This is a genomic window from Microlunatus sp. GCM10028923 (assembly GCF_042666975.1).
GTDB lineage: Bacteria > Actinomycetota > Actinomycetes > Propionibacteriales > Propionibacteriaceae > Microlunatus.
Window position 1 is genome coordinate 146,433 of record NZ_JBHTFF010000017.1, and the last position, 25,049, is coordinate 171,481.

The window sequence follows — 25,049 nt, forward strand, 5'->3', positions numbered from 1 at the left end:
GGACGACCGGCAGGAGAGGTGACACCTTGGGGGTACGAGAGATGACGACGGCCAGCATCGCGCCCAGTGCGACGACGGTGCTCGGCGCTCGCGTACGCGACGGCGGGGTCAGCTTCGCCCTCTGGGCGCCACGCGCCAGCCGGGTCGAACTGGTCCTGGTCGCAGAGGACCGGACGCAGGCCAATCGCGACCTGACCAGGGGCGACGACGGCGTGTGGACCGGACACGTTGCCGGCATCGGGGCCGGCCAGCGGTACGGCTACCGGGTGCACGGCGAGTGGGATCCGAAGCAGGGGGCCCGGTTCAACCCGGCCCGGCTGCTGCTGGACCCGTACGCCCGCGCCATCACCGGCGGCGTCGACTACAACGGCCCGATCCTGGACCACGCGCCGGGCTCGCCGGAGGTGCCGGACCGGACCGACTCCCTGCTCGCCGTACCACTCAGCGTGGTGGTCGCCGACACTCCCCCGCCCGAGCCGATCGCCGCTCCGGTGCCGCAGGACCGCACCAGCGTGTACGAGGTGCACGTCGGCGGCTACACCCGGCTGCATCCGCTGGTGCCGGAGCACCTGCGCGGCACGTTCGCCGGGCTCGGCTATCCGGCCGTCACCGACCACCTGCGCTCGCTCGGGGTGACCTCGGTCGAGCTGCTGCCGGTCCAGCACTTCATCTCGGAGCCGTTCCTGGTCGGCCGCGGCCTGACCAACTACTGGGGCTACAACACCCTCGGCTTCTTCGCGCCGCACGCCGCGTACTGCTCGGTCGGGACGCAGGGCGAGCAGGTGACCGAGTTCAAGGAGATGGTGACGGCGCTGCACCGGGCCGGCATCGAGGTGATCCTGGACGTCGTCTACAACCACACCGGCGAGGGCGGCCACACCGGCCCGACGCTGGCGTTCCGCGGCATCGATCACCGCGGCTACTACCGGCTCACCGATGATCAGGTCGACGACTACGACGTGACCGGCTGCGGCAACTCGCTGGACACCTCGAACCCGGGCGTGCTCCGGCTGGTGCTGGACTCGCTGCGCTACTGGGTCACCGAGCTCGGCGTCGACGGGTTCCGGTTCGATCTCGCGACGACCTTGATCAGGGACCACCGGCACCACGTCGACCATGATCATCCGCTGCTGGCGGCGATCGCCGAGGATCCGGTGCTGGCCGGTGCCAAGATCATCGCGGAGCCGTGGGACGTCGGTCCGTACGGCTACCAGGTGGGCGCGTTCGGCGCCGGCTGGAGCGAGTGGAACGACGCGTTCCGCAACACGGTCAGGGATTTCTGGCGCGGCCACACCCATGGGGTACGTGAGCTGGCGACCCGGCTGACCGGCTCGGCGGACCTGTTCGAGGCCTCCGGCCGGGACGCGTCGGCGTCGATCAACTTCATCACGGCGCACGACGGGTTCACGCTGCGTGACCTGGTCAGCTACGACGGCAAGCACAACGAGGCCAACGGCGAGCACAACGCCGACGGAGCCGACGACAACCGGTCCTGGAACTGTGGCCACGAGGGCGAGACGGACGATCCGGGGGTCAAGGCGCTGCGGCACCGGCAGGCCAGGAACCTGATGGCCACCCTGCTGCTCGCGGCCGGCACGCCGATGATCACCGCCGGCGACGAGCTGGGCCGGACCCAGCAGGGCAACAACAACGCCTACTGCCAGGACTCCCCGCTCTCCTGGGTGCACTGGGACACCGCGGAGGACTGGGCCGACCTGAGTTCGCTGACCACGCAACTGCTCGCCCTGCGGGCCGACTCGCCGCTGTTCCGGGCCACCCGGTTCCGGCACTCCGAACCGATCCTGGACGCGCGCGGTACGCCGAGCGGCCGGAAGAACCTGGCCTGGTTCGGCGGCGGTCCGGATGAGCTGGCCGAGGCCGACTGGAGCGACGGCGGCCGCCGCACGCTGGGGCTCTACCTGGCCGACGACACGCCCGATCGTGATCATGACGAGGCGTACCTGGTCTGGTTCCACGCCGGCCCCGACCCGGTCGAGGTGGAGCTGCCGGGCGGCCCCTGGGCGAAGAGCTACACCGTGCAGGCGCACACCGGCGAGCTCGGCGAACTTCCGGACGAACAGCTCGACGCCGGCCGCCGGCTCACCCTGCCCGGCCGCATCGTCGTCCTGCTCCGGGTGGGCTGAACCGGCAGCGAGATGATCATGACTCCGGAGCGGCGCAATCGGCTGATCGGCCTTGCTGCACGGCTGATTCCGCACCAGGACCCGCCGTCGCCGACCGTGCTCCGGCTGCTCCGGGCCGAGCCGGTCCGGCCGCTGGCCCGGGTCGTCTACGGGCCGGTCCCGCGCCGGATCGAGGTGACCGACCTGGCCGTCTTCAGCTCGGAGAACCCGAACCCGCGGATGCGGGTCTACCGGCCGCGCGACGTCGAACCGGGCCGGCCGTTGTTGATCAACTTCCCCGGCGGCGGCTTCGTGCTGGGCAACCTGGCCCAGACCGACTGGCTCTGCGGCCAGCTGGCTGACCGGGGCAACCTGACCGTCGTGTCGGCCACCTATCGGCTGGCGCCCGAGCATCCGGCTCCGGCCGCCGTCGACGACGCGTGGCTGATGGCGCAGCACGCGATCGCCCTGATCCGCCGCTTCGACGCCGATCCGGCCAGGGTCGGCGTGATCGGCAACAGCGCCGGCGGCACCCTGGCGGCGCTGATCTCGCTGCGGGCCCGGCACGAGCCGCTCGCCGTGCCGCTGTGGCGGCAGATCCTGCTCTACCCCGCGCTCGATCTGACCCTGTCGTCGGCGTCGGTCGCCGAGTTCCACGACGCACCGCTGGCCGGACGCCGGGTGCTCGACTGGTACGGCCGGCAGTATCTGCCGCAGGGCCGCCCGGACAGCCTCCACGGTGCCGATCCCTCGATCAGCCCGATCCACGCCACCGATCACGCCGGACTGCCCCGCACCCTGCTGATCGCCGCCGGCCAGGACCCGCTCCGCGACGACGCGCCCCGGTACGGCGACGTGCTCACCGCCGCCGGCGTGCCGAACCGAGTGATCATCTACCCCGACGCGGTGCACGGGTTCCTGTCCATGCCCCGGATCGCCCCGGACGCCCTCCCCGCGATCAACGAGATCCTCAGCGAACTCGACGCCTGACGACACGTCGGCCGAACGGACAACACCTTGGCCTGTGGACAACCGGGCCTGCGCCGCCGACTCGTCCGACGCTGCTGCGGTGAAGGCAGCCAGGGAGATTCAGCAGGCGCTCCGCGACGGCGGAGGGGTGATCAGGATTCGTGATCATCCTGGCTCGGCCCGTGCCATCCAGCGGCTCGCGAAGAGCGCGGCGATCAAGGCCTTGCTCCCCGGAATCTATTGCGCGGCGGAGGACGCTACCGACGTCGACGTCCGGATCCGTGCCGCGGCCCAATGGGTCCCGGGCTGCGTGATCACCGGACCCGCAGCCGCCCGCCTGACCTTTTGGCCCGAGGTTCAGGTGCCGATCGTCACCCTCGCCTGGCGCCACCGGCTCCGGGCCCGGCCCGGCTATCGGGTCTCCCGGGAACGGCTGCCCGCCGAACTCGTTCGCGATCTCGGCGGCACCCTGGTCACGGTTCCGGCCCTCACCGCCCTCGATCTTGTCCCCTGGGCCGGCGCACGAGGACTCGACGAGGCATTGCGCAGAAAGGCGGCGACGCTCGGCGAGCTCCGGGAGGCGCTCCGGCTCACCAGCGGCAGGGTCGGGAACCAGCTCCGGCGGGCGGTTCTGCACGGCTCCCGCCGCGAGCCGTGGTCCGTGGCAGAGCGGCTACTGCACGACATCCTGCACGACGCCGGCCTTCGCGGCTGGGCGGGAAATGTGACGATCCGTTGCGCCGGTCAGTCCTACCCGGTCGATGTCGTGTTCCGGCACCGCCGAGTGATCATCGAGGTCGACGGCTACGCGTTTCATCGGGCCGAGAACCGCGACCAGTTCCACCGGGATCGCCGCAAGTGGACCGAGCTGACCGCCGCCGGTTGGACGGTGCTGCACTTCACCTGGGACCACCTGGTCTACGAGCCGGCGTGGGTGCTGGGGACGGTCCGGCGGGCGTTGTCGCGGAAGTCCCCCGCTGTGGGGTAACCGGGCCGAATCCGGCCGCTATGGGCCACAGCGAGGGACATTCGCGACAGCTACGTCTTCGACCCCGACAGCGCGATGCCCTCGACGATCTGGCGCTGGGCCAGCACGAACGCGACCAGCAGGGGCGCGGCGGCGATGGTGACGGCGGCCATCAGGGCGCCCCAGTCGGAGCTGTAGGCGCCCTTGAACTGGTTCACCAGCAGCGGCAGCGTGTAGTTGCTCTCCGTGTTCAGGAAGATCAACGGGTAGAAGAACGAGTTCCACTGGCCGAGGAAGATGAAGATGCCCAGGGCGACCATCGGGGTCCGCAGCAGCGGCAGCACGATGGTGGCGAAGATGCGGATCCGGCCGGCGCCGTCGATCGCGGCCGCCTCCTCCAGCTCCAGCGGGATGCCGCGGACGTACTGCCGCATCAGGAACACACCGAACGCGTTGAACAGGGCGGCTGGCAGGATCAGCGCCCACAGGGTGTCCACCAGCCGCAACTGGCCCATGATCACGTAGAGCGGGATGATCGTCAGCTGCTGCGGCACCATCATCGTGGCCAGGAAGACCAGGAACAGGAACTCGCGGCCGGGGAACCGCAGCCGGGCGAAGGCGTACGCGGCCATGCAGCAGGTCAGCAGCGACACGACGGTCACGGTGATCGAGACCAGCACGCTGTTGCCGAAGCCCTGCAGGAAGTTGGCCCCCTCGACGGCGGCGACGTAGTTCTCCGACGTCCAGTTCTCCGGGAACAGGGCCGGCGGCACCTTGAAGATCTCCTCGAGCGGCTTGAACGAGGACAGCAGCATCCAGATGAACGGCATCGCCATCAGCAGGCCGAAGAAGATCAACAGGACGTGCAGGACGATCATGCTCGGCCGGAACGGGCGCCGGTTCGCGCCGGTGCCCTCGTCGATCGCCGAGACGGCTCTGATGCTCAGGTCGGTGGCAGTCATTCTGCGTAGTACACCCATCTGCGCTGGGCCAGCAGCTGCAGGCCGGTCAGGATCAACAGGGACAGGAACAGACACACCGCGATCGCGGAGGCCTTGCCGTACGCGAACTGCCGGAATCCGATCTGGACGATCTCGTACACGATCGTCCGGGAGCCCGAGGGCGCGGTCGTGTCGAGCATGACGTAGACGATGTCGAAGATCTGGAACGAGGCGATGATCGACGTGATCGAGAGGAACAGGATCGTCGGCGACAGGATCGGCAGCGTGACGTTGCGCAGCTTCTGCCAGCCGTTCGCGCCGTCGATGTCGGCCGCCTCGATCAACGCCCGCGGTACGTTCGCCAGGCCGGCCATGAACATCACCACCTGGTAACCGATGCCCTGCCAGACGCCGACCAGGGCGAACGACAAGATCACCGTGTTCGGGTCCTGCAACCAGTCCGGGCCGGTGATCCCGACCGCGGCCAGCGAGTTGTTGATCGGCGAGATCTCCGGGTTGAACAGCCACAGCCAGATCGCCGCGATGGCGACCCAGGAGGTGACCTGGGGCGCGAAGAAGAGCACCCGGTAGACGCCGGTCATCCGGCCGGCCTTCTGCAGGAAGAATGCCGCGATGAAGCCGGACAGCAGCAGTCCGGGCACCTGCAGCACGGTCAGCCAGACCGTGTTCCGGGCCGAGATGGCGATCTGCGGATCGGTGAAGATGTAGGCGTAGTTGCCGAACCCGGCCCAGGTCCGCTCGCCGAAGCCGGTCCAGTTGGTGAAGGACAGGTAGAGCGCGAAGATCAGCGGGCCGATCATGAAGACCAGCAACCCGATCAGCTGCGGCCCGAGGAATCCCAACGCCCACACGGATTCCCGCCGTCGGCTCGCCCGCAGGGCGTCCCGTGGCGGAGGTTCCTTCCGCGGTTCTGCGGCCGTGGTGGCGGCGTCGACGGACTCGGCCTGTTTCGTGGCCTCGGTCATACCGCCTCCCCGTTCATGTAGCCGGCAGCCTTCTGGGCGAAGGTCCGGAAGTCGGTCTTGGCGCGCATCAACGAGTCGAGGTTGGTGCTCAGGTTCACCGATCGCTCGGGGTAGTTGACCAGGATCTGCGGCGTGGTGAAGCCGCGGGCGGCGATCTCGGTGAACCAGTGCCCGTGCTCCGGCACCCCGCCCTCGGTCACCAGGTCGTCCAGGCCTTCGATCGCCGGCACCGCGTTGCCGCCGCCGGCCAGCCGGAACCGCTGCCCCTCGGGGTTGCAGAAACGGGCCGCGAACTGGTTCGCCTCGACGGGGTTGTTGGTCTTGACGTTCACGCACATCGCCGCGCAGTAGACCGCCGTGGTGGAGATGTCCCGGCCGGACTCCGACGGCAGCGGGGCGATGTCGTACGTGAAGCTGTCGATCTTGCGCAGGTTGGGCAGGATCCACCGCCCGTACTGGATCGTCGCCAGCTGACCGCCGTAGAACAGGGCGTCGACGCCCTGGCCGCGCGGCAGGGTGCCGCCGTAGCTGACGTTCCCGTCCGCCAGCTGATCCCACAGCCATTCCAGGACGGCCAGCGCCTTCGGGTCCTCGTGGAAGATCGCCCGACCTTGATCATCGAGGGTCGCGCCGCCGAAGGTGGAGATCCAGCCGAGCAGGTCGAACCAGTTCGCCTCGAACACCATGCCCCGCTTGCCGGTGCTCTTGATCTTGGTCAGCAGCTCGGTCAGGGCGTTCTGGTCCCACCGGCCGGCCTCCTGCAGCTGGGCCGGATTCTCGGTGACGCCCGCCTCGGTGAGCAGGTTCTGGTTGAACCAGAACACCTTCGGATTGCAGTCGACCGGGATGCCGTACAGGCCGCTGCCGTCGGGACCGCGGCACCAGTTCATCAACCCGGGAAAGAACTGATCCAGGTCGATCTCGGCATCGCCCTGCGCCGCGTACGGTTCGAAGTCCGTCACCAGCTTGGCCTTGACCAACTGGCCCATGATGATCTCGTTGACGTAGAAGGCGTCCGGCGCGGTGTCGCCGACGATCCGGGTCAGCAGCTTCTGGGTGTAGTCGCCGACGACGATCTGGAACAGCGGATCGATCCCCGTCCGCTGCTGGTAATCGGTGCTGAACTGACGGAACCGCTCGGCCTCACCGGGGTTGGCCCAGCTGGACCAGGTGAGCGACTTCGATCCGGCCGGCGTCGGTCCCCCGGTCTGCGCCGCACATCCGGCCAACGCCGGTCCGCTGACTGCGCCGGCGACACCGGCGGCCCCGAGGGCCAGCGCGCGCCGCCGCGTCAGGATGGGATGATCACCGATAACTCCCGGCATGGTGCCTCCTCGCCGAGGCCGGGCCGCGAAGCCCGGTTCCGCTAGCTGGACGATACGCCAGCAGAGGCAGCCGGGGAAGCCTTGATTTCCTGGCGTTCCGGGGTTATGTCCGAATGATCATGATCATCGCCAGTACGGTCACGGATAGCGGACCAGGTTAAGTTCCGCGCTGTTGGCCAGATACCGGTTCCGGGGCAGGATCCGTACCGTGTAGCCGATCGCGCCGGCCCGCTCGACGGCGACCGTGCCGCTGTAGCGCAGCAGCCCGGCGGACGGTCCCGGCTCGGCCTGCAGCGGCACCGGACGCAGGTCCCGGAGTTCGTCGTCGCCGTCCAGCCGGCCGGCCACCAGCTGCACCTCGACGTCGTCCGGTTCAAGATCACCGAGCCGGATCAGCGCGGTCACCTCGATCCGGTCGCCGACCTGAACGGAGTCACCGGTCCGGGTCGCCACATGATCGACAAGCACCGCCGGCCAGCCGGCCCGGACCCGGCCGGCCCACGCGGCCAGTTCCTCGGCGGCCGCCGCGTCCAGCGCCTTCGACGACGCCGCGGCCGGCGCGTACAACTCGCTGACGTACCCACGGACCATCCGGGTCGCCGTCACCTTCGGGCCGAGACCGGCCACCGCGTCGCGCATCAGCCGGGCCCAGCGGCGCGGCACGCCGTCGGCATCGGCGTCGTAGAACCGCGGCACGATCTCGTTCTCGATCACGTCGTAGAGCGCCGCCGCCTCGACGGCGTCTCGATGATCTTGGTCGGCCGCGCCCTCGGCGGACGGGATCTCCCAGCCGAAGTGCGGGTCGTACCACTCGTCCCACCAGCCGTCCCGGATGGACAGGTTGGCGGCGCCGTTCAGCGCGGCCTTCATGCCCGAGGTGCCGCACGCCTCGTACGGGCGCAGCGGGTTGTTCAGCCACACATCACAGCCGGGATACAACGGCTTGGCCAGCGCGATGTCGTAGTCGGGCAGGAAGACGATCCGGCGCCGCACCCGCTCCTCGTCGGCGAACTGGACCAGCTGCTGGATCAGCCGTTTGCCGCCCTCGTCGGCGGGATGGGACTTGCCGGCGATCACCAGCTGGATCGGCCGGGTCGGGTGGGTGAGCAGCTTGGCCAGCCGCTCCGGGTCCCGCAACATCAGGGTCAGTCGCTTGTACGACGGCACCCGACGTGCGAAGCCGATCGTGATCACGTCGTCGTCCAGCACGGAACCGGTCCACTCGGCCGGCCGGCCGCGCTGCGCGGCGCTGGCCGCCAGTCGCTCCCGGCAGACGGTGATCAACTCGCCACGGAAGCGTCGCTTCAAGGCCCACAGCGCGCCGTCGTCCAGCCCGGACAGCGCGTCCCACGGTTCCGCATCCGGGTCGTCGCCGGTGCCCCGGGCGCCGTCGAGCAGGGCGACCAGCTCCGGGTGCATCCAGGTCCGGTGGTGCACCCCGTTGGTGATCGAGCCGATCGGCACCTCGGCCTCGTCGAATTCGCGCCAGAGCCCGCGGAACATCCGGCGGGACACCTCGCCGTGCAGCCGGGACACGCCGTTGGCCCGCTGGGCCAGCCGGAGACCCATCACGGCCATGTTGAAGGTGCCCGGGTCGCCGCCCTCGTAGTCCTCCGCCCCGAGCGCCAGCACCCGGTCCAGTTCAAGATCACCGAAGCCCGCGAACTGGGCCCGGATCAGGTCCCGCGGGAACCGGTCTATCCCGGCCGGCACGGGCGTGTGGGTGGTGAAGACGGTTCCGGCCCGGGTCCGTTCCACGGCCGCGTCGAAGCCGGAGCCCTCGGCCAGATACTCCCGGATCCGTTCCAGGCCGAGGAATCCGGCATGACCCTCGTTGGTGTGGAACACCTCCGGCGACGGGTGGCCGGTGGCCGCGCAGTAGGCGCGGATCGCCCGCACGCCGCCGATGCCGAGCAGCACCTCCTGGGCCAGCCGGTGATCGGAGCCGCCACCGTACAGCCGATCGGTGATCATGCGTTCCGGGCCGTCGTTGTCCTCCAGGTCCGAGTCGAGCAGCAGCAACGGCACCCGGCCGACATGGGCCAGCCAGACCTGGGCGAGCAGCCGGCGCCCGGCCAGCGGCACCTCGATCCGGACCGGACCGTCCCCGTCGCGGAGCAGGCTCAGCGGCAGCGCGTTCGGGTCCAGCAGCGGATACTGCTCCTGCTGCCAGCCGGACGCGTCCAGGGACTGGCGGAAGTAGCCCTGCCGGTAGAGCAGGCCGACCCCGATGATCGGCACGCCGAGATCGCTCGCGGTCTTGAGATGATCACCGGCGAGAATGCCCAGGCCACCGGAATACTGCGGCAACACCTCGGTGATCCCGAACTCCGGCGAGAAGTAGCCGATCGCGGCAGGTGCGTCGGGCGTACCGGCGGCATACCGCTGGTACCAGCGCTCACCGGTCAGGTAGTCCGCCAGGTCGACCCGGACCCGATCAAGATCACCGAGGAACGACGGGTCCGCGGCCAGGGCGGCCATCCGCTCGGGAGCCACCTCGGCGAGCAGCCGGACCGGGTCGCCACCGGTCCGTCGCCAGAGCTCCGGATCGATCTTCTGGAACAGCCCGCTGGTGTCGGCATGCCAACTCCAGCGGAGGTTCAGAGCAAGATCGCCGAGCGGTGCCAGCGGCTCGGGAAGGACCGGCCGGACGGTGAATCGTTGGATCGCGCGCACGGACAACGGTAACCCCGATCATGTGAACGCGAGGTAACTCCGGATCTATCGACGGGCGCACTGAGACTGCGGTGGAACGGACCCCTCCCGGACCACTAGGTTGGCTGTGTGACACGCGCCCCTCGCTCCCCGATCAGGAAAGAATCGACCCGGAAAGATCCGGCGAAGAAGGATGTTGCCAAGAAGGAACCTCGGCGACGGCGATCTTCGGCCAGGGTCGACGAGCCGGCCAGCCCGGCCACGCCCGTTCCGGTGCTGGGCAATCCGATCGGACGGATCCCGATCACCAACGTGTCGCCGGTGATCGAGGGCGGCGCCTATCCGGCGAAGGCCGTGGTGGGCGAGGCATTCCCCATCCGGGCGACCGTTTTCCGGGAGGGTCACGACGCCGTCAGCGCCACCGCCGTGCTGATCGCGCCGGACGGCACGGAACATCGTTACCCGATGGCGGAGAGCACGCCGGCCGGCTTCTGCTGGCGGGAGGCGACCGTCGCACTGGACGCCGAAGGGTGGTGGTCGTTCCGGATCGAGGGCTGGAGCGATCCGTGGGCGACCTGGGTGCACACCGCGGAGATCAAGATCCCGGCCGGGATCGACATCGGTCTCGTCTGCGCCGAGGGCAAGCAGTTGTACGCGGAGGCGGCGCAGCGGGCCGAGGCGGCCGGCGACGAGACCGCGGCGCTGGTGCTGCGGCACGGCGCGGTGTCGCTGTCGGCCGGCCAGCAGGCCGAGGACCGGCTCACCATCGTGCTCGCCCCGGACGCCCGGGCCGCGATCGCGCAGTACGGTCCGCGCGAATTGATCACCGTCTCGCCTGACTACCCGATCTTCTGCGACCGCAAACGGGCCCTCTTCTCGGCCTGGTACGAATTCTTCCCGCGGTCTCAGGGCGCGACCTACGACGAGAAGACCAAGACCTGGACGTCGGGCACCTTCGACTCGTCCCACGAGCGGCTCGAAGCGGCCGCCGCGATGGGATTCGACGTCGTCTACATGCCGCCGATCCACCCGATCGGCAAGACCTTCCGCAAGGGCCCGAACAACACACTGAACGCCGGCCCGAATGATCCGGGATCGGTGTACGCGATCGGCGGCGTCGAGGGCGGCCACGACACCATTCATCCCGATCTCGGGGATTTCGCGTCCTTCGACCGATTCGTCGCGAAGGCCAAGTCACTCGGCCTCGAGGTCGCGCTCGATTTCGCCGTCACCTGCTCACCCGATCACCCTTGGGTGGAATCCCACCCGGAATGGTTCACGGTCCGCCCGGACGGCACGATCGCCTATGCGGAGAACCCGCCGAAGAAGTACCAGGACATCTATCCGGTCAATTTCGACCGCGATCCGGCCGGCGTCGCGAGCGAGTGCCTGCGCATCGTCCGGCTCTGGATGTCCCACGGAGTAAGGATCTTCCGGGTCGACAACCCGCACACGAAGCCGGTCAGCTTCTGGGCCTGGCTGCTCGCCGAGGTCCGCCGGACGGACCCGGACGTGATCTTCCTGGCCGAGGCATTCACCAAGCCGCCAATGATGCACCTGCTCGGCAAGGTCGGCTTCCAGCAGTCCTACACGTACTTCACCTGGCGCAACCAGAAATGGGAGCTCGAGGAATATCTGACCGAGCTGAGCCGGGAGTCCGCGCCGTTCTTCCGGCCGAACTTCTTCGTCAACACCCCGGACATCCTGCCCGGCTATCTGCAGCACGGCGGCCGGCCGGCCTTCACGATCCGCGCCGTCCTGGCCGCGACGATGTCGCCGTCCTGGGGCGTCTATTCCGGTTATGAACTCTTCGAGAACGCGGCGGTACGTCCGGGTAGCGAGGAATACCTCGATTCCGAGAAGTACGAATATCGTCCGCGGGACTGGAAGGCCGCCGAGGCGAGCGGCGAACATCTCGGATTGCTGCTGGGCCGGCTGAACCAGATCCGGCGGGAACATCCGGCGCTGCAGCAACTGCGCGACATCGATTTCCACCACGCCTCCCATTCGGACGTGATCGCGTATTCGAAGCGGTCCGGCGACGACGTGATCATCGTCATCTGCAGCCTGGATCCGCACAACGTCGTCGAGTCCGAGATCCGGATCGACATGGAGGCACTCGGTCTGACCCCGGGAGAGGTCTACCAGGTGCACGACGAGCTGACCGGGCAGACCTGGCGCTGGGGTCAGCGCGCGTTCGTCCGGCTCACCCACGACGACCCGGCACACATCCTGACCGTCTCCCGGCGATCATGAGCGATCCCGCTGCCGATCCGGACGCCGATCGGCTGCTCGGCTTCCTGACCGCGTCCCGCTGGTTCGCCGGCAAGGGCCGTTCGGCGACCCTGCGGTCGGTCACCCCCCTGCCCTGGCTGCGAGGCCCGGGCGACTGGCCCGCGGTCCGGATCGAGATCGTCGAGGTCGGCTATCCGGACGCGCCGGCCGAGTACTACCAGGTTCCACTCGCCTACCGGCCCGCGGAGTCCGCCGACGCTGCCGTACGGGTGATCGAGGACCAAGATCACGGACGACTGGCCGGCACCGACGCCACCGGCGACCCGGCCGCCGGCACGGTGATCATGAACACCCTGCTGGCCGGGACCACGCTGGAAGATGATCATGGCCGGGTCGAGTTCCGGACCGAACCGGCGACGGACCTGTCCGCCGAGCTGGCACCGAGCCGGTTGACCGCGGAACAGAGCAACACCTCGGTCCGGTACGGCGACGAGGCGCTGCTCAAGCTCTTCCGGCGGCTGGAGTTCGGCGACAACCTGGACATCACCGTGCACCGCGCCCTCAATCGGGCCGAGACGGCCGGCACTGCGCGGCTGTACGGACAGTTCACCGCGGAGTGGCCGTCCCACGGGACCCGGCTGCGGGCCGATCTGGCGATGCTGACCGAGTTGTTCGCGGAGGCCGAGGACGGTTGGCGGCTCGCCGTCGCCGCGGCCGAGACCGGCACCGACTTCGCCGACCAGGCCCGGCTGCTGGGGGTTGCACTGGCCGAGGTGCACCGTGCCCTCGGCTCGGCCTTCCCCGCCGCGACCCGGTCCGGCGACGAGATCGCGGCCGGCATGATCGACCGGCTGGACCGTACCCGGGAGTTCGCCGCGCCGCTGGATGATCATGCCGACGCGCTGCGGTCCCGGTTCGAGCAGCTGACCGGACGGACCCTGGACACCCAGCGGGTGCACGGCGACTTCCACCTCGGCCAGACCCTGCACACCCCGGACGGCTGGAAGATCATCGACTTCGAGGGCGAGCCGGCCAAGGCGATGGCAGAGCGGCTGCTGCCGGACAGTCCGTGGCGCGACGTCGCCGGCATGCTGCGCTCGTTCGACTACGCGGTCGCCGACTCGCCCGAGGCGGAGGCCGACGGCTGGGCGACGACGGCCCGGGAGGCGTTCCTGGCCGGATACACCGGCCATGATCAACTCGCCGACGACGACCTGGTGATCATCGACGCCTACGTTGCGGACAAGGCGGTGTACGAGCTCGGCTACGAGATCCGGAACCGCCCGGACTGGGTCCGCATCCCGCTCTCGGCGATCGCCAGGATCGCCGGCAGCTCCCGCACGCACCAACCCGGCAAGGACAGCGAGGACGAAGATCATGGCTGACGCGGAAACCCTTGGCCTGACCGGGACGGACCTGAGCGGCTTCCACGGTGGGCACGACACCGAGTGCTGGCGCCGGCTCGGGGCGATCGAACTTTCGGTCGACGGCCCCGACGGGCCGGTGTCCGGGACCCGGTTCTCGGTCTGGGCGCCGAACGCCCAGCAGGTCCGGCTGGTCGGCGACTTCAACGGCTGGTCCGGCGACGAAACCTCGTTGCGCCGGGTGCCCGACACGGGCGTGTGGGTCACCTTCCTGCCCGGCGTCGGCACCGGAGCGCTGTACAAATTCGAGATCCTCGGGGCCGACGGCGTCTGGCGACTGAAGGCGGACCCGATGGCCCGGTTCTGCGAGGCCGCCCCGCACACCGCCTCGATCGTGTACAGCAGCGGGTACGCCTGGAACGACGACGCCTGGCTGGACCGGCGGCGGGACTACCAGCCGCACGCCGAGCCGATGAGCGTGTACGAGGTCCATCTCGGCTCCTGGCGGCGCGGGCTGACGTACCTGCAGCTGGCCAAGGAACTCGTCGAGTACGTCACCTGGCAGGGCTACACCCACGTCGAGTTACTGCCGGTCGCCGAGCACCCGTACGAGGGCTCCTGGGGCTACCACGTCACCGGCTACTTCGCTCCGGTGTCCCGGTTCGGCTCCCCCGACGAGTTCCGCTATCTCGTTGATCAACTTCACCAGGCCGGGATCGGCGTGATCGTGGACTGGGTGCCCGGGCACTTCGCCACCGACCCGTGGGCGCTGCAGCGGTTCGACGGCACGGCGCTCTACGAGCACGAGGATCCGCGGCTCGGTTGGCATCCCGACTGGGGCTCGTACATCTTCAACTTCGGGCGCAACGAGGTGCGCAGCTTCCTGATCTCCAACGCCTACTACTGGCTGGAGGAGTACCACATCGATGCGCTGCGGATCGACGCGGTGGCTTCGATGCTCTACCTCGACTACTCCCGCGGACCGGGCGAGTGGGTGCCGAACGTCCATGGTGGCAATGAGAATCTCGAGGCGATCTCGCTGCTCCAGGAGGTGAACGCGCACGCGTACCGGCGCAAGCCGGGTGTCTTCCTGGTCGCCGAGGAGTCGACCTCGTGGCCGGGGGTCACCGCTCCCGTTGATCATGACGGGCTGGGCTTCGGCTTCAAGTGGAACATGGGCTGGATGAACGATTCGCTGAGCTACTTCGGCCGCGATCCGATCCACCGCCAGCATCATCACCACGAGCTGACCTTCGCCATGTCGTACGCGTACTCGGAGAACTTCATCCTGCCGATCAGTCACGACGAGGTGGTGCACGGCAAGGGGTCGATGTTCGAACGGGCGGCCGGCGACGAGTGGCGCAAGTTCGGCACGTTGCGGGCGTTCTACGCCTTCATGTGGTCCCATCCGGGCAAGAACCTGTTGTTCATGGGCACCGAGTTCGGGCAGCGGCGGGAGTTCTCCGAGCAGCGCAGCATCGACTGGGACCTGACCCAGCAGTGGGGTCATCGTGGCGTGCAGTTGTTGATCAAGGAGATGAACCGGCTCTACCGGGCCCATCCCGCGCTGTGGAAGCTGGACAACGATCCGGCCGGGTTCCGCTGGATCAACGCCGACGACTCCGGCTCCAACGTGTTCTCCTTCCTCCGGGTCGACGGCGACGGTCAGCTGATCGCCAGCGTGATCAACTTCTCCGCCGATCCGCGGCCGGACTACCGGATCGGCCTGCCCGCGGACGGGATCTGGACCGAGATCCTGAACACGGACTCGACGATCTACGACGGCAGCGGCACGGTCGGCAACCTGGGCCAGGTGATCGCCACCGAGGTCGGGCTGAACGGATTCCCGGCTTCGGCCACGATCTCGATCCCGCCGCTCGGCGCGGTCTGGTTCCGCTACGAGCCGCACGTCGTCGATGATCAGCCGGACCAGGCGAAGGCCGACGCCGCTGCCCACGAGGCCGCCCGACTGGCGTCCTGATGGCGGGGTTCATGATCGACATCGCGGCCGGCCCGGACGGCACCGCGCTGCTGCACTGGCCGGTGGATCCGGCCGGTCCGACGGTCGATGCACTCCAGCAGGCCGTGACCGCGGCCGCGGACGAGGTCCTGGCCGAGGGCCGGCACCGGGTCGAAGTTCGCCGGCCGGCCACGGACCCGGTCGGCCGCCGGGCGCTGCTGCTGTCGGGGTTCCGGCAGGAGGGTGTCCTGCGCCAGGCCGCACCGCTGCCGGACGGCGGCCACGGCGACCTGATCATCTATGCGCGGCTGGCTTCGGACACCGTGCACGGGCCGAACGGCTTCTCCGGCGTGATGAACTCGGCGCTGCCCCGGAAGCGGCTGATCGCGCACGTCGTGATGCGGGATCCGGCCGGCCGGGTGCTGCTCTGCCAGACGACGTTCAAGCCGGACTGGGAGTTGCCCGGCGGCATCGTCGAACCGGGTGAGCCGCCCCGGCAGGGCGCGGTCCGCGAGGTCAAGGAGGAGCTCGGCGTCGACCGGGCGATCGGCCGGCTGCTGGTGGTCGACTGGCTGCCGCCGTACCTGGGCTGGGAGGACGCCTGCGAGTTGATCTTCGACGGCGGCGTCGTCACCGAGGACGACCTGGCCGGCTTCGAACTGGACCAGCGCGAGATCGTCGCCGTCCGCCTGTGCACCCTTGAGGAGGCCGCCGAACTGGTCATCGAGGGAGCGCACCGTCGGCTCACCGCCGCGTGTACGGTCGCCGACGGCGAGACGGCGTACACCGAGCACGGCCGCCGGGTCTGACACCGCCCACCCGCGGTCTGCCACGCGGAAACGCCTGCAGACAAGAGAAATCCCGGTACGTGTGTTCCGTCACCCTCGGCCGTTCCGGGGCACGATCCCCCGTCCCGCCCCGTTGTGCCGGAACGTGGAAGAACCCGACCAACGACCCAAGCTCGAGATCTCGCCTGCCCAGGTGATCGGCGGCGGCCTTGCCGCGGCGACCGCGGCGGCGGTGGGCTCGACCCTGGGCACCGCCGGGACGATCATCGGCGCCGCCCTGATCAGCGTGACCGCCGCCGTGGCGGGCGCCCTCTACACGCACACCATGCGCCGGACCGGGCACGTGGCCCGCTCCGTCCTGCGGCGTCGCGGCGGTGCCGAGGCGACACCGGCCCCGACCCCGGACGAGCCGGTCGCACCCGCCGAAGCCCCAGCAGCAGGGACCGGTAGGCGCGGGCGGTTCCCGGTCCGTTCGGTGGTGGTCGGCACGCTGGCCGCCTTCGCAGTCGCGGCCGTAGTGGTGGTCGGAATGGAGCTGGTCAGCGGTTCCTCACTGGCCGGCGGCCAGGGCCGGACGACGGTCGGCGAGTTGGTCGAGGGCGACGCCGGGCGCGGCGACAAGGGAGGGAAGGACCAGGACGGCAAGCCGACGCCGCCGTCCGAATCAACCGGGCCAGCGCGGGAAGACGCGTCCCCGGAGCCAACCGAACAGCCATCGGAGGAACTCACCGATGAGCCCAGTGAGCAGCCCACCGAAGACCCCACCGACGAGCCGACCGAGCAGCCCTCCGATGAGTCCGACCAGCCGTCCGACGACCCAACCGATCAGCCAACCGAGGAACCATCCGAAGAACCGTCCGAACAGCCATCCGCCCAGTCGGGTGATCAGGGCGAAGGTCCCTCCGATGGTCCGACCGAGGAGCCGACCGAGCAGTCGAGTCAGGGCTCCCATGACGACTCCTCTTCCTCGGGTTCGTAGTCGGCTCCGCCCAGATTACGCTGCCGAGGTTTTCGCGGTCTGATCGGCGATGATCAGCCCGACCAGCAGCGGCACGGTGGTGCCCAGCAACAGCGGTCCGGCCGGGACCACGATCGACAGGATCGGGGCGGCGACGGCGGCACCGAGCAACGCGGTTCCGCGGGCCGCGGAGCCGAAGGCGAACCAGCCGGCGCCGCGGAGCCAGTCACCGGTGGTCCGTTCCGGGTCGCGGGCCGCCACGACGGCGACGGCCAGCAGGTACGGGGCGGCCACCGCGACCAGACCGAGCTGGGCCAGTAGCAGGACCGGGGCGGGGCCGCCGCGCCCGTACAGGAAACTCAGGTTGGCGATGAGCAGGACGGTGCCGGCCGCGGCGGCGATGCCGAGCGGCCATAGCCGGCGCCAGTAGCGTGGGAAGGCACGGAAGGTCCCGGCGAAGCAGGACTGGTCGCCGTCGGTACGCCATCGGTGCAGCGCATGGGCGGCCGCCGCGGCGGCGGGCAGCCAAGTGATCACGCCGAGGCCGAGCAGCAGCAGCGCGGCGCCGGCCTGGACCGGATGGGCCAGGTAGCCGAGGCCGCCGAGCAGCGCCGACGACCAGGACCTGCCGCCGCCCGGACGGACCGTGGCCGCGGTCATCCGATCCTCGGTCAAGATCATCATCGGAACCCCTCCTCGAAGTCGATCACGACCTCACCCGCCGACAGCGCCACCCCGGCGATCCGCCGGCTCGCCGCACCGGTCTGGTAGACCGAGCAGAACACCGCCTCCCGGCCGGTCGTCTCGAAGTCGAGCCAGGTCCGCTGCCGGGCCGGGTCGTCGGCCGGCCCGAAGCCCGGGTACGCGATCAGCGGGGCGCCCAGATGCCAACCGGACAAGGACTCCCGGCCGGACCACTCGGTGCGGACATACGGCCCGTGATCGACCACGCTCACGTCGACGCCGGCGCGCAGTCCGAGCCGGATCCGATGCTCCTCGGCGCAGCGTACGGTGACCAGGTCGATCAGGTGATCATCGTCGAGGGTCACCCGCCGGGTCGCGGACACCCCCGGATACCAGGCCGGATCGTCGATCGCGACGGTGAGCGATCGGTCCGTCCGCTCGATCAGCCGGCCCGCCGCCTCGCCCGGTTCCCGATCATCGATCCGGATCGTCGGATGCGCCGCCGCGGCGGCGTACCGGTCCCGCCAGGCCCGGTTGCCGTACGGGACCTGGCCGTAGTCCGGCTGCCACGGATCCTCGCTGCCGTACAGATAGAGCGCGAGCTTGTCGTGGTGCCCGTGGCTGCCGCCGGGCGGCCCATAGTCCAGCACGGCATGGATCCCGGCGCCCTTGAGGACGGCCAGGCCGACCCGCTCGGCCACGGTGATCACCGCCGGCTCGTCCCGGTACGGCAGAGGCGGACCGGCGAACCAGCCGGCCAGCCCGTCGGCAAGATCATCGGCCAGCCGGCCGGACTCGGCCTTCGCATGATCGGTCACCGCGCGCAACGGATCACCGGCGAACGCGCCCCGGGCCAGGACGCCGAGCTCCTGCCACTCCAGGCCCAGCGCCTCCCGCAGGTACGGGCCGTCGTGCACAGCGGGCAGCGTCCCGCCCGGCATGGCCAGCCGGGCCAGCGCGGTGATCATGCCACCCAGCCGCTCGGCGGCGACCGCCGGCCAACCGGCTGGATCGCTGCCCCGCAAGGAAAGCAGGTAGGCCCGGAGCACGAAGCCGTGGTAGTACGTGCTGCCCTCCCACTCCCAGCCGTCCTCGCCGGTCGACGCCGCCAGATGGGCGAACTGACCGTGATCACCGGTCAGCCAGCCGTCCCGGTCGGCCCATGCGTCGCCGCGGATCTGCGCGGCGGCGCGGGCACTGGCCAGGCCGGCCGCGTTGAGCCAGGCGACATAGTTGGAGTCGAACCTATTCTCCGCGACCAGCACCCCTCGTGCGCGCAGGGCGGCCCCGGCCAGGTCGTCGAGCAGCGGCAGCAGCGGACGGAGCTCTGCCCGGTCCCCTGCCGTGGCGAGCGACCACGCCGCATGCCCGATGTTGACGCCCCAGACCGCGTCGGTCAGCGCCTGGTGGAACAGCCGGCCGCGCAGCATCCAGCCCTGCGCCTGATCATGATCGGCGACGGCCAGCCGGGCGTAGATCCCGGCATAGGCGGTGAGCAGCCGCAGCGCCTCCGCCCGGTCGGCGGGATCGGTGTGACCGGCCAGCCGGCGCGCCCGGCGGGCCCAGGCCTGGTGCGACAACACCAGCCAGGCGGCCCGGATCCGTTCGGTGTCGAGGCGGCAGCCGTGCCGGCATGACACTCCGGCGGCCGGGAACGTACCCAACAGGTCGCCGGGTTCCAGCTCGACCCCGTGCACGCCGCAGACGTAGTCGTGCCACCAGCCGCCCCGCTCCTCGGGCGGACCGCTCATGATCATCGGGGCCAGGTCCCGCCGTCGAGGTCCAGCGTGGTGCCGGTCAGATAGCCGGCCTCGGCCGAGGCCAGGAAGACCACCGCGGCGGCGACGTCCTCGACCTGGCCGGGCCGGCCGATCGGGGTGTTCTTGATCATGTTCTGCTGCGCCTCGGCGGTGCTGAACGTGTTGTGGAACGCGGTGTCGGCGATGTAGCCCGGTGCGACCGCGTTCACGGTGATCTTGTCCGGCCCGAGTTCCTTGGCCAGACCCTTGGTAAAGCCGCGGATGCCCGCCTTCGCCGCCGCGTAGATCACCGAACCCGGCCCGCCGCCGTTGTGCGCGGCCAGCGACGACATCGTGATGATCCGCGGCCGGGCCGACTCGCGGAGCGGCTCGATCGCCGCCCGGCAGGTACGGAAGGTCGCCCCGAGGTTGACGTCGACGACCTGCGCGTAGTGCTCCTCCGACATCTCGGCGACCGGGACCCGCCCGATCAGGTGACCGGCGTTGCAGACCAGGATGTCCAGCCCGCCGAGGAACGCGACCGCCTCGCCGACCGCCCGGTCGACCTGCTCGGCCGAGGTCACGTCGGCCTGCACCGCGGTCGCCTTCCGGCCCAGCTTCTCGATCATGGACACGGTCTCCGCGGCGGCGTCGGCCGAGCTGCCGTAGTGCACCGCGACATCGGCGCCGGCCGCCGCCAGGCCCAGGGCGATCCCCCGGCCGATGCCGTGTCCCGCGCCGGTGACCAGCGCCCGCGCGCCGCTGAGATCAGTCATCGTTCGTTTCTCCTCGTGATCGTTTCTCGGTTGATCATTTGATGCCCGCCGTGGCGAAGCCCTGGACGAAGTAGCGCTGGCCGATGATGAACAGCAGCACCATGGGTACGGTGGCGAGGGTGGTCCCGGCCATCAAGAAGGCCCACTGGGTGGCGTTCTCGGTCCGGAACACGGACAACCCGACCTGGATCACCCGCAGGCTGTCGGACCGGGTGACCAGCAGCGGCCAGAGGAAGTTGTTCCACGAGCTCTCGAAGGTGAGCAGCGCGACCGTGATGAACGCCGGCTTGATCAACGGGCTCATGATCCGGGCGTAGATGCCGAACTCGCCGAGCGCGTCCAGCCGGGCCGCCTCCTCCAGTTCCACCGGCAGGTCGACGTAGAACTGCCGGAACAGGAAGACCGCGAACGGTGTCACCGCGCCCGGGATGATCAACGCCCACCAGGTGTCCAGCCAGCCCGTACCACCCTGGCCGAGGATGTCGTTGCCCCCGAACAGCGGCATGAACCGGACGATCAGGAACTCCGGGATGATCTTGGTGTAGGTCGGGATCATCAGGCAGGCGATGAACCCGAAGAAGATCAGCCCGCTGCCGCGGAACCGCAACCGGGCCAACGCGTAGCCGGCCATCGAGGCGAACGCGAGATTGATCACCGTGTGGCTGAGCGCGATCACGAACGAGTTCCGGGCGTAGGTCGGGAACGGCGCCGCACGCATCGCGTCGACGTAGTTGCTCCAGGCCCACTCACCGGGCAGCACCTGCGGCGGTACGGCGGCGATCTCGGCCGGTGTCTTCAGCGAGGTCAGCACCATCCAGGCGAACGGCACGATCATGATCACGCCGATCAGGATCAGGGCCAGGTAGAGCCCGGCCCGGGCCGGCGCCGGCAGCCCGGTCGGACCGGCGCCGCGCCGCCGTGGTTCACGAGCCGGCATCGGCACTCCTGGTCAGTCGGCGGTTGGCCAGCGTGAGCAGCCCGAGCACGACGAACAGGATGAGCGACTGTGCGCACGCGTACCCCATCCGGAACTCGCGGAAGGCGGACTTGTAGATCTCGTACGTCATCATCGTCGTCGTGTTCGCCGGCCCGCCGTCGGTGAGGATGTAGATCTGGTCGAAGGACTGGAACGCCCCGATCACCGACGTCACGAAGACGAAGAACGTGGCCGGCCGGAGCAGCGGCACGGTGATCGAGAAGAACTGCCGGAGCCGGCTGGCCCCGTCCACCGAAGCCGCCTCGTACAACTCGCGGGGCAGTCCCTGCAGTGCGGCAAGGTAGATCAACATCTTCAGCCCGATCCCCTGCCAGATGCCGACAACGATCACCGCCGGCATCGCCCAGGTGGTCGAGGAGAGCCAGTTCTGGCCGGACAGCCCGAAGAACGAGAGCACCGCGTTGGCCAGGCCGTTGCGCGGTTCGTAGATCCACAGCCAGACCAGGGCGACGGCGATCGTCGCGGTGACCTGCGGCAGGAAGATCGCGGTCCGGAAGACGGCCCGGCCGCGCAGGCTGGTGTTGAGCATGACGGCGATCACCAACGCGATCACCATCGCCACCGGCACCGTGAAGAACGCGTACACGGCCGTGTTCGCCATGGCCCGCCGGAACACCGGATCGCCGAGCGCCTCGACATAGTTGGCCACACCGATGAAGCGCGGTGGGGTCAGCACGTCGTAACTGGTCAGCGACAAGATCAACGCCGCGACCACCGGAACGCCGATCCAGAGCAGGGCGTGCAGCAGGGCGGGCGCGACCATCAGCCAGCCGGCCCGGTGCCGGGCCCGGACGGCGCCGGACCTGGCTCCGGTCCGCCGCCGGTGCGGGCGCGGTCGCTCCGTCGCCGACGGCGGTCCGGCCGAGGTCGCCGAGATCGTGGCCACGGTCACTCAGCCCAACCGGCCGATGGCCTCGTTCGCGATCCCGGCCAGCTGCTCGATCGCCTGCTGCGCCGACTGCTGGCCGACCACGGCCGACTCCAGCGTCGGCTTGATCTTCTCCCGGATCTCCATCCAGGCCGGGGTGCCGCCCTCGGAGAACGCCTGATCGAGATTGCTCAGGGCGAAGTCCACGAAGGGATTTCCCTTCACGTACTCGGAATCCGCGAGATCGGCCACCGCCGGCACGGCGCCACGCTGCTCACAGGCCGGCAGGATCACGTCCGGCGAGCCGAGGAACTCGACCAGGGCCCGGGCCGCCGCCGCGTTCTTGCTGGTCGCCGACTGCGCCACCAGGGTGCCGCCCTGCAACATCGCCGGCCGGGTGTCGGCGAGCAGGAACGCGCCGATCCGGTCGTCCTTGATCAACTCCGGATTCTCGTCCTCGATGTTGATCCAGAGCGAGTTGTTGACCATCATCATCGCCGCACTGCCCTGCTGCAGGGTGCTCGGCTGGCCCTGCGCCGTCTTCAGGTCGAACGAGGCCGATCCGTCCGTGATCAGGTCCAGGAAGTACTGCAGGGCGCCGATCCCGGCCTCGCTGTTGAACAGCACCTGTCGGCCGTCGGGCGAGAACAGTTCACCGCCGGCGGCGAACAGGAACGTCTCCCAGCACTGCCGGAGATCGATCGAGAACGGATCCAGCCCGACCCGGCTGAGCTTGCCGCCCTCGGACCGGGTCAGCTCCTTGGCGACGGCGCGCAGCTCGGTGAAGTTCTTCGGCGTCGCCTTGATCCCCGCCTCGTCGAAGAAGTCCTTCCGGTACGCGACGAAGCGGGTGTCCAGGACGATCGGGAGCGCGTACAGCTTGCCGTCGAACCTGGACGGCTTGAGCACCCGCTCCTGGTAGTCGTACCTGGTGCCGAGCTCGTCGGGCAGCGGCGCGATCGCCTTCTTGTACGCGAACGGGTCGACCCAGCCGACGCCGAGGGTGAGCACGTCCGGCATCAGTCCGCTGGCCAGGCCGGTGGTGATCTTCTCGTTCAGGGCCGAGTAGTTGGTGTAGTCGACCTTGACGGTGACGTCCGGGTGGCTCTCCTTGAACTTGGGCAACAGCTGCCCCTCGAGGATCTCCTTCCCCGTCGCGCCCTCGAAGATCGCGGTCAGGAAGGTGATCTCGCCGCTGGCCGGGCCGTCGGCCGAGCCTGTGGTTCCGGTGCCGCCGGAACAGCCGGCCGCGGTGCCGAGCGCGCCGAGGCCGAGGGCCGTCAGCAGGGTCCGCCGGGAAACATCCATGATCGTTTTCTCCTCATCGAGCTCACCTCACGGGTGCGGACGTTGCACCCGGGCTCCTGCACCGCCGGTCCTCACGCTGGTGCAACGATGCACTGAGACTAGACACGGATTGACAGAAGAGTCAATGGGGATAGGGTGATCGTGCCGCGAATCGTTGCACCATGATCAACGGAAGGAGGGTCTGCGGTGAGTGATGTCACGATCAAGGACGTAGCGACGGCCGCCGGCGTCTCGCCGAGCACGGTGTCGAACCTGCTCAACGGCCGGGCGCACCGGATGCTGCCGGAGACCCGGCAACGGATCGAGCGCACGATCAAGGACCTCGGCTACCGGCCGAACCGGGCCGCGCGGCAGCTGCGTACCGGCCAGTCCCAGGTGATCGGCCTGGTGGTGCCGTCCGTCGGCAACCCGTACTGGGGTGCGTTCGCGCGGCACCTGGAGTCGGCCGCGCTGGCCGAGGGCTATCACGTGCTGCTCTGCAACTCCGAGCGTGATCCGGAACGCGAACGACAGTACGTGTCGGAGCTGATGTCCGACGGCGTGTACGGGATCGTCCTGTGCTCTTCGCTGCCCTCCCTCGAGCACGTACTGCCGCTGGTTGATCAAGGTCTGCGGCTGGTCGCGTTCGACCGCAAGGCGCAGGCCGGCGATCCCGCCACCCTGGTCAGCATCTCGGTCGACAACGCGATCGGCGGCGAGCTCGCCGGTGATCATCTCGCCGGGCTGGGCCACCGCCGGGTCGCCTTCGTGTCCGGCGCCCTGCGCAGCATCAACCGGCAGGAGCGACTGCGCGGCTTCCTCGCCGCGCTGAACCGGGCCGGGATCGAGGAGCGCGACGTGCTCCGCTGGACCGGGAAGGGCGATGATCAACTCGGCGACGTCGAGGCCGCCGAACTCGGCACCCGGGCCGCCGCCGCCCTGCTGGGCCGGCGGAACCGGCCGACCGCGATCTTCGCGATCAACGACATGACCGCACTCGGAGTCTGCCGCGCCGTCCGGGACGCCGGCCTCGAGGTCGGCCGCGACGTCTCGGTGATCGGCTTCGACGACATCGTGCTGGCCGACCTGTCCTCACCCCCGCTGACCACGATCCGGCAGCCGCTGCCCGACCTGGCCGCCGCCGCCTTCACCGAACTCCGGCAGCGTCTGGGCGACACCGACGTCCAGCCCGGCCGCTCCCTCCTGTTCCGCCCCGACCTGGTGGTCCGCGCCTCCACCGCCCCCGCTCCCACCAGCTGAAGCTGTCGCAGAAGTCCCCCGCTGTCAGCCCTTCCGACCCGGCGGGCTCAGACGGTCGTCGCAACAACGGTCTTGGAGGTTGTTGTGGTGGTCGATACTGGGTTGCGGGCGCGGGTGTTGGAGTTGGTGGCGGCGGGTGAGTCGTGCACGGAGGCGGCGCGTCAGGT

At 69.5% G+C, this 25,049-nt stretch carries 19 protein-coding genes; 9 read left to right on the plus strand and 10 right to left on the minus strand.

Annotated features, from left to right (window positions below; genetic code table 11):
- The first annotated feature begins 41 nt into the window (after window positions 1-41).
- The 3 genes from glgX to ACFQU4_RS31935 all read left to right on the plus strand — a co-directional run bounded on the left by glgX (window position 42) and on the right by ACFQU4_RS31935 (window position 4,080).
- Window positions 42-2,144, plus strand: a complete 2,103-nt coding sequence (glgX, locus tag ACFQU4_RS31925; RefSeq protein ID WP_377499967.1) for a glycogen debranching protein GlgX — start codon at window positions 42-44, stop codon at window positions 2,142-2,144.
- Window positions 2,145-2,156: 12 nt separating this feature from the next.
- Window positions 2,157-3,113 carry an alpha/beta hydrolase gene (locus ACFQU4_RS31930; RefSeq protein WP_377499969.1) on the plus strand — a complete coding sequence of 319 codons (957 nt, stop codon included), beginning with the start codon at window positions 2,157-2,159 and terminating at the stop codon, window positions 3,111-3,113.
- 79 nt (window positions 3,114-3,192) lie between these two features.
- Window positions 3,193-4,080 carry an endonuclease domain-containing protein gene (locus tag ACFQU4_RS31935; RefSeq protein WP_377499971.1) on the plus strand — a complete coding sequence of 296 codons (888 nt, stop codon included), beginning with the start codon at window positions 3,193-3,195 and terminating at the stop codon, window positions 4,078-4,080.
- Between the two features lie 50 nt (window positions 4,081-4,130).
- Here ACFQU4_RS31935 and ACFQU4_RS31940 read toward each other — a convergent pair whose 3' ends face one another.
- From ACFQU4_RS31940 to glgP, 4 genes are all read right to left on the minus strand, one after another.
- Complete coding sequence (locus ACFQU4_RS31940; protein WP_377499973.1) at window positions 4,131-5,021, minus strand: carbohydrate ABC transporter permease; 891 nt, start codon at window positions 5,019-5,021, stop codon at window positions 4,131-4,133.
- Complete coding sequence (locus tag ACFQU4_RS31945) at window positions 5,018-5,986, minus strand: carbohydrate ABC transporter permease (protein WP_377499975.1); 969 nt, start codon at window positions 5,984-5,986, stop codon at window positions 5,018-5,020. The genes ACFQU4_RS31940 and ACFQU4_RS31945 overlap by 4 nt, the downstream gene beginning before the upstream one ends.
- Window positions 5,983-7,311 (minus strand): ABC transporter substrate-binding protein, encoded by a 1,329-nt coding sequence (locus ACFQU4_RS31950; RefSeq protein WP_377499977.1) that lies wholly within the window; start codon window positions 7,309-7,311, stop codon window positions 5,983-5,985. Before ACFQU4_RS31950 ends, ACFQU4_RS31945 begins: the two co-directional genes overlap by 4 nt.
- A 138-nt stretch (window positions 7,312-7,449) precedes the next feature.
- Entirely contained in the window at window positions 7,450-9,987 is a 2,538-nt protein-coding gene (glgP, locus tag ACFQU4_RS31955) for an alpha-glucan family phosphorylase (RefSeq protein ID WP_377499979.1), read from the minus strand.
- A 252-nt stretch (window positions 9,988-10,239) separates the two neighbouring features.
- Here glgP and ACFQU4_RS31960 point away from each other — a divergent pair, with 252 nt between their 5' ends.
- From ACFQU4_RS31960 to ACFQU4_RS31980, 5 genes are all read left to right on the plus strand, one after another.
- Window positions 10,240-12,222: a maltotransferase domain-containing protein gene (locus ACFQU4_RS31960; RefSeq protein WP_377499981.1), complete on the plus strand. Its 1,983-nt coding sequence runs from the start codon at window positions 10,240-10,242 to the stop codon at window positions 12,220-12,222.
- Window positions 12,219-13,586: a phosphotransferase gene (locus tag ACFQU4_RS31965; RefSeq protein ID WP_377499983.1), complete on the plus strand. Its 1,368-nt coding sequence runs from the start codon at window positions 12,219-12,221 to the stop codon at window positions 13,584-13,586. Before ACFQU4_RS31960 ends, ACFQU4_RS31965 begins: the two co-directional genes overlap by 4 nt.
- Window positions 13,579-15,546, plus strand: coding sequence for a 1,4-alpha-glucan branching protein GlgB (gene glgB, locus ACFQU4_RS31970; RefSeq protein ID WP_377499985.1), 1,968 nt, complete (start codon window positions 13,579-13,581; stop codon window positions 15,544-15,546). Before ACFQU4_RS31965 ends, glgB begins: the two co-directional genes overlap by 8 nt.
- 11 nt (window positions 15,547-15,557) lie before the next feature.
- Window positions 15,558-16,334, plus strand: coding sequence for an NUDIX domain-containing protein (locus ACFQU4_RS31975; RefSeq protein ID WP_377499987.1), 777 nt, complete (start codon window positions 15,558-15,560; stop codon window positions 16,332-16,334).
- A 124-nt stretch (window positions 16,335-16,458) separates the two neighbouring features.
- A complete protein-coding gene (locus ACFQU4_RS31980; protein WP_377499989.1) occupies window positions 16,459-17,292 on the plus strand; it encodes a PT domain-containing protein in 834 nt (277 codons plus the stop codon).
- A 15-nt stretch (window positions 17,293-17,307) separates the two neighbouring features.
- On the opposite strand, the gene ACFQU4_RS31985 is transcribed toward ACFQU4_RS31980, so the two are convergent.
- From ACFQU4_RS31985 to ACFQU4_RS32010, 6 genes are read right to left on the minus strand one after another with little or no spacing between them, the layout of a single operon-like run.
- The gene (locus tag ACFQU4_RS31985; protein ID WP_377499991.1) at window positions 17,308-17,955 is read right to left on the minus strand and encodes a hypothetical protein; all 648 of its coding nucleotides are present in this window, start codon (window positions 17,953-17,955) and stop codon (window positions 17,308-17,310) included.
- A complete protein-coding gene (locus ACFQU4_RS31990; protein WP_377499993.1) occupies window positions 17,952-19,712 on the minus strand; it encodes a heparinase II/III family protein in 1,761 nt (586 codons plus the stop codon). Before ACFQU4_RS31990 ends, ACFQU4_RS31985 begins: the two co-directional genes overlap by 4 nt.
- The gene (locus tag ACFQU4_RS31995; RefSeq protein WP_377499995.1) at window positions 19,709-20,470 is read right to left on the minus strand and encodes an SDR family NAD(P)-dependent oxidoreductase; all 762 of its coding nucleotides are present in this window, start codon (window positions 20,468-20,470) and stop codon (window positions 19,709-19,711) included. Before ACFQU4_RS31995 ends, ACFQU4_RS31990 begins: the two co-directional genes overlap by 4 nt.
- Window positions 20,471-20,504: 34 nt before the next feature.
- Window positions 20,505-21,407 (minus strand): carbohydrate ABC transporter permease, encoded by a 903-nt coding sequence (locus ACFQU4_RS32000; RefSeq protein WP_377499998.1) that lies wholly within the window; start codon window positions 21,405-21,407, stop codon window positions 20,505-20,507.
- Complete coding sequence (locus ACFQU4_RS32005; RefSeq protein ID WP_377500000.1) at window positions 21,394-22,353, minus strand: carbohydrate ABC transporter permease; 960 nt, start codon at window positions 22,351-22,353, stop codon at window positions 21,394-21,396. Before ACFQU4_RS32005 ends, ACFQU4_RS32000 begins: the two co-directional genes overlap by 14 nt.
- A 6-nt stretch (window positions 22,354-22,359) precedes the next feature.
- Window positions 22,360-23,643: an ABC transporter substrate-binding protein gene (locus ACFQU4_RS32010; RefSeq protein ID WP_377500002.1), complete on the minus strand. Its 1,284-nt coding sequence runs from the start codon at window positions 23,641-23,643 to the stop codon at window positions 22,360-22,362.
- Window positions 23,644-23,829: 186 nt separating this feature from the next.
- On the opposite strand from ACFQU4_RS32010, the gene ACFQU4_RS32015 reads away from it, so the two are divergent.
- A complete protein-coding gene (locus tag ACFQU4_RS32015) occupies window positions 23,830-24,882 on the plus strand; it encodes a LacI family DNA-binding transcriptional regulator (RefSeq protein WP_377500004.1) in 1,053 nt (350 codons plus the stop codon).
- Window positions 24,883-25,049: the final 167 nt, after the last annotated feature.

Coding starts and splice junctions, on each gene's coding strand:
- ACFQU4_RS31945 (WP_377499975.1), bottom strand. CDS start 5,986: ATGACCGAGGCCACGAAACAGGCCGAGTCCGTCGACGCCGCCACCACG.
- ACFQU4_RS32000 (WP_377499998.1), bottom strand. CDS start 21,407: ATGCCGGCTCGTGAACCACGGCGGCGCGGCGCCGGTCCGACCGGGCTG.
- ACFQU4_RS31930 (WP_377499969.1), top strand. CDS start 2,157: ATGATCATGACTCCGGAGCGGCGCAATCGGCTGATCGGCCTTGCTGCA.
- ACFQU4_RS31975 (WP_377499987.1), top strand. CDS start 15,558: ATGATCGACATCGCGGCCGGCCCGGACGGCACCGCGCTGCTGCACTGG.
- glgB (WP_377499985.1), top strand. CDS start 13,579: ATGGCTGACGCGGAAACCCTTGGCCTGACCGGGACGGACCTGAGCGGC.
- ACFQU4_RS31985 (WP_377499991.1), bottom strand. CDS start 17,955: ATGATGATCTTGACCGAGGATCGGATGACCGCGGCCACGGTCCGTCCG.
- glgX (WP_377499967.1), top strand. CDS start 42: ATGACGACGGCCAGCATCGCGCCCAGTGCGACGACGGTGCTCGGCGCT.
- ACFQU4_RS31940 (WP_377499973.1), bottom strand. CDS start 5,021: ATGACTGCCACCGACCTGAGCATCAGAGCCGTCTCGGCGATCGACGAG.
- ACFQU4_RS31995 (WP_377499995.1), bottom strand. CDS start 20,470: ATGACTGATCTCAGCGGCGCGCGGGCGCTGGTCACCGGCGCGGGACAC.
- ACFQU4_RS31990 (WP_377499993.1), bottom strand. CDS start 19,712: ATGATCATGAGCGGTCCGCCCGAGGAGCGGGGCGGCTGGTGGCACGAC.
- ACFQU4_RS31950 (WP_377499977.1), bottom strand. CDS start 7,311: ATGCCGGGAGTTATCGGTGATCATCCCATCCTGACGCGGCGGCGCGCG.
- ACFQU4_RS32010 (WP_377500002.1), bottom strand. CDS start 23,643: ATGGATGTTTCCCGGCGGACCCTGCTGACGGCCCTCGGCCTCGGCGCG.
- ACFQU4_RS31965 (WP_377499983.1), top strand. CDS start 12,219: ATGAGCGATCCCGCTGCCGATCCGGACGCCGATCGGCTGCTCGGCTTC.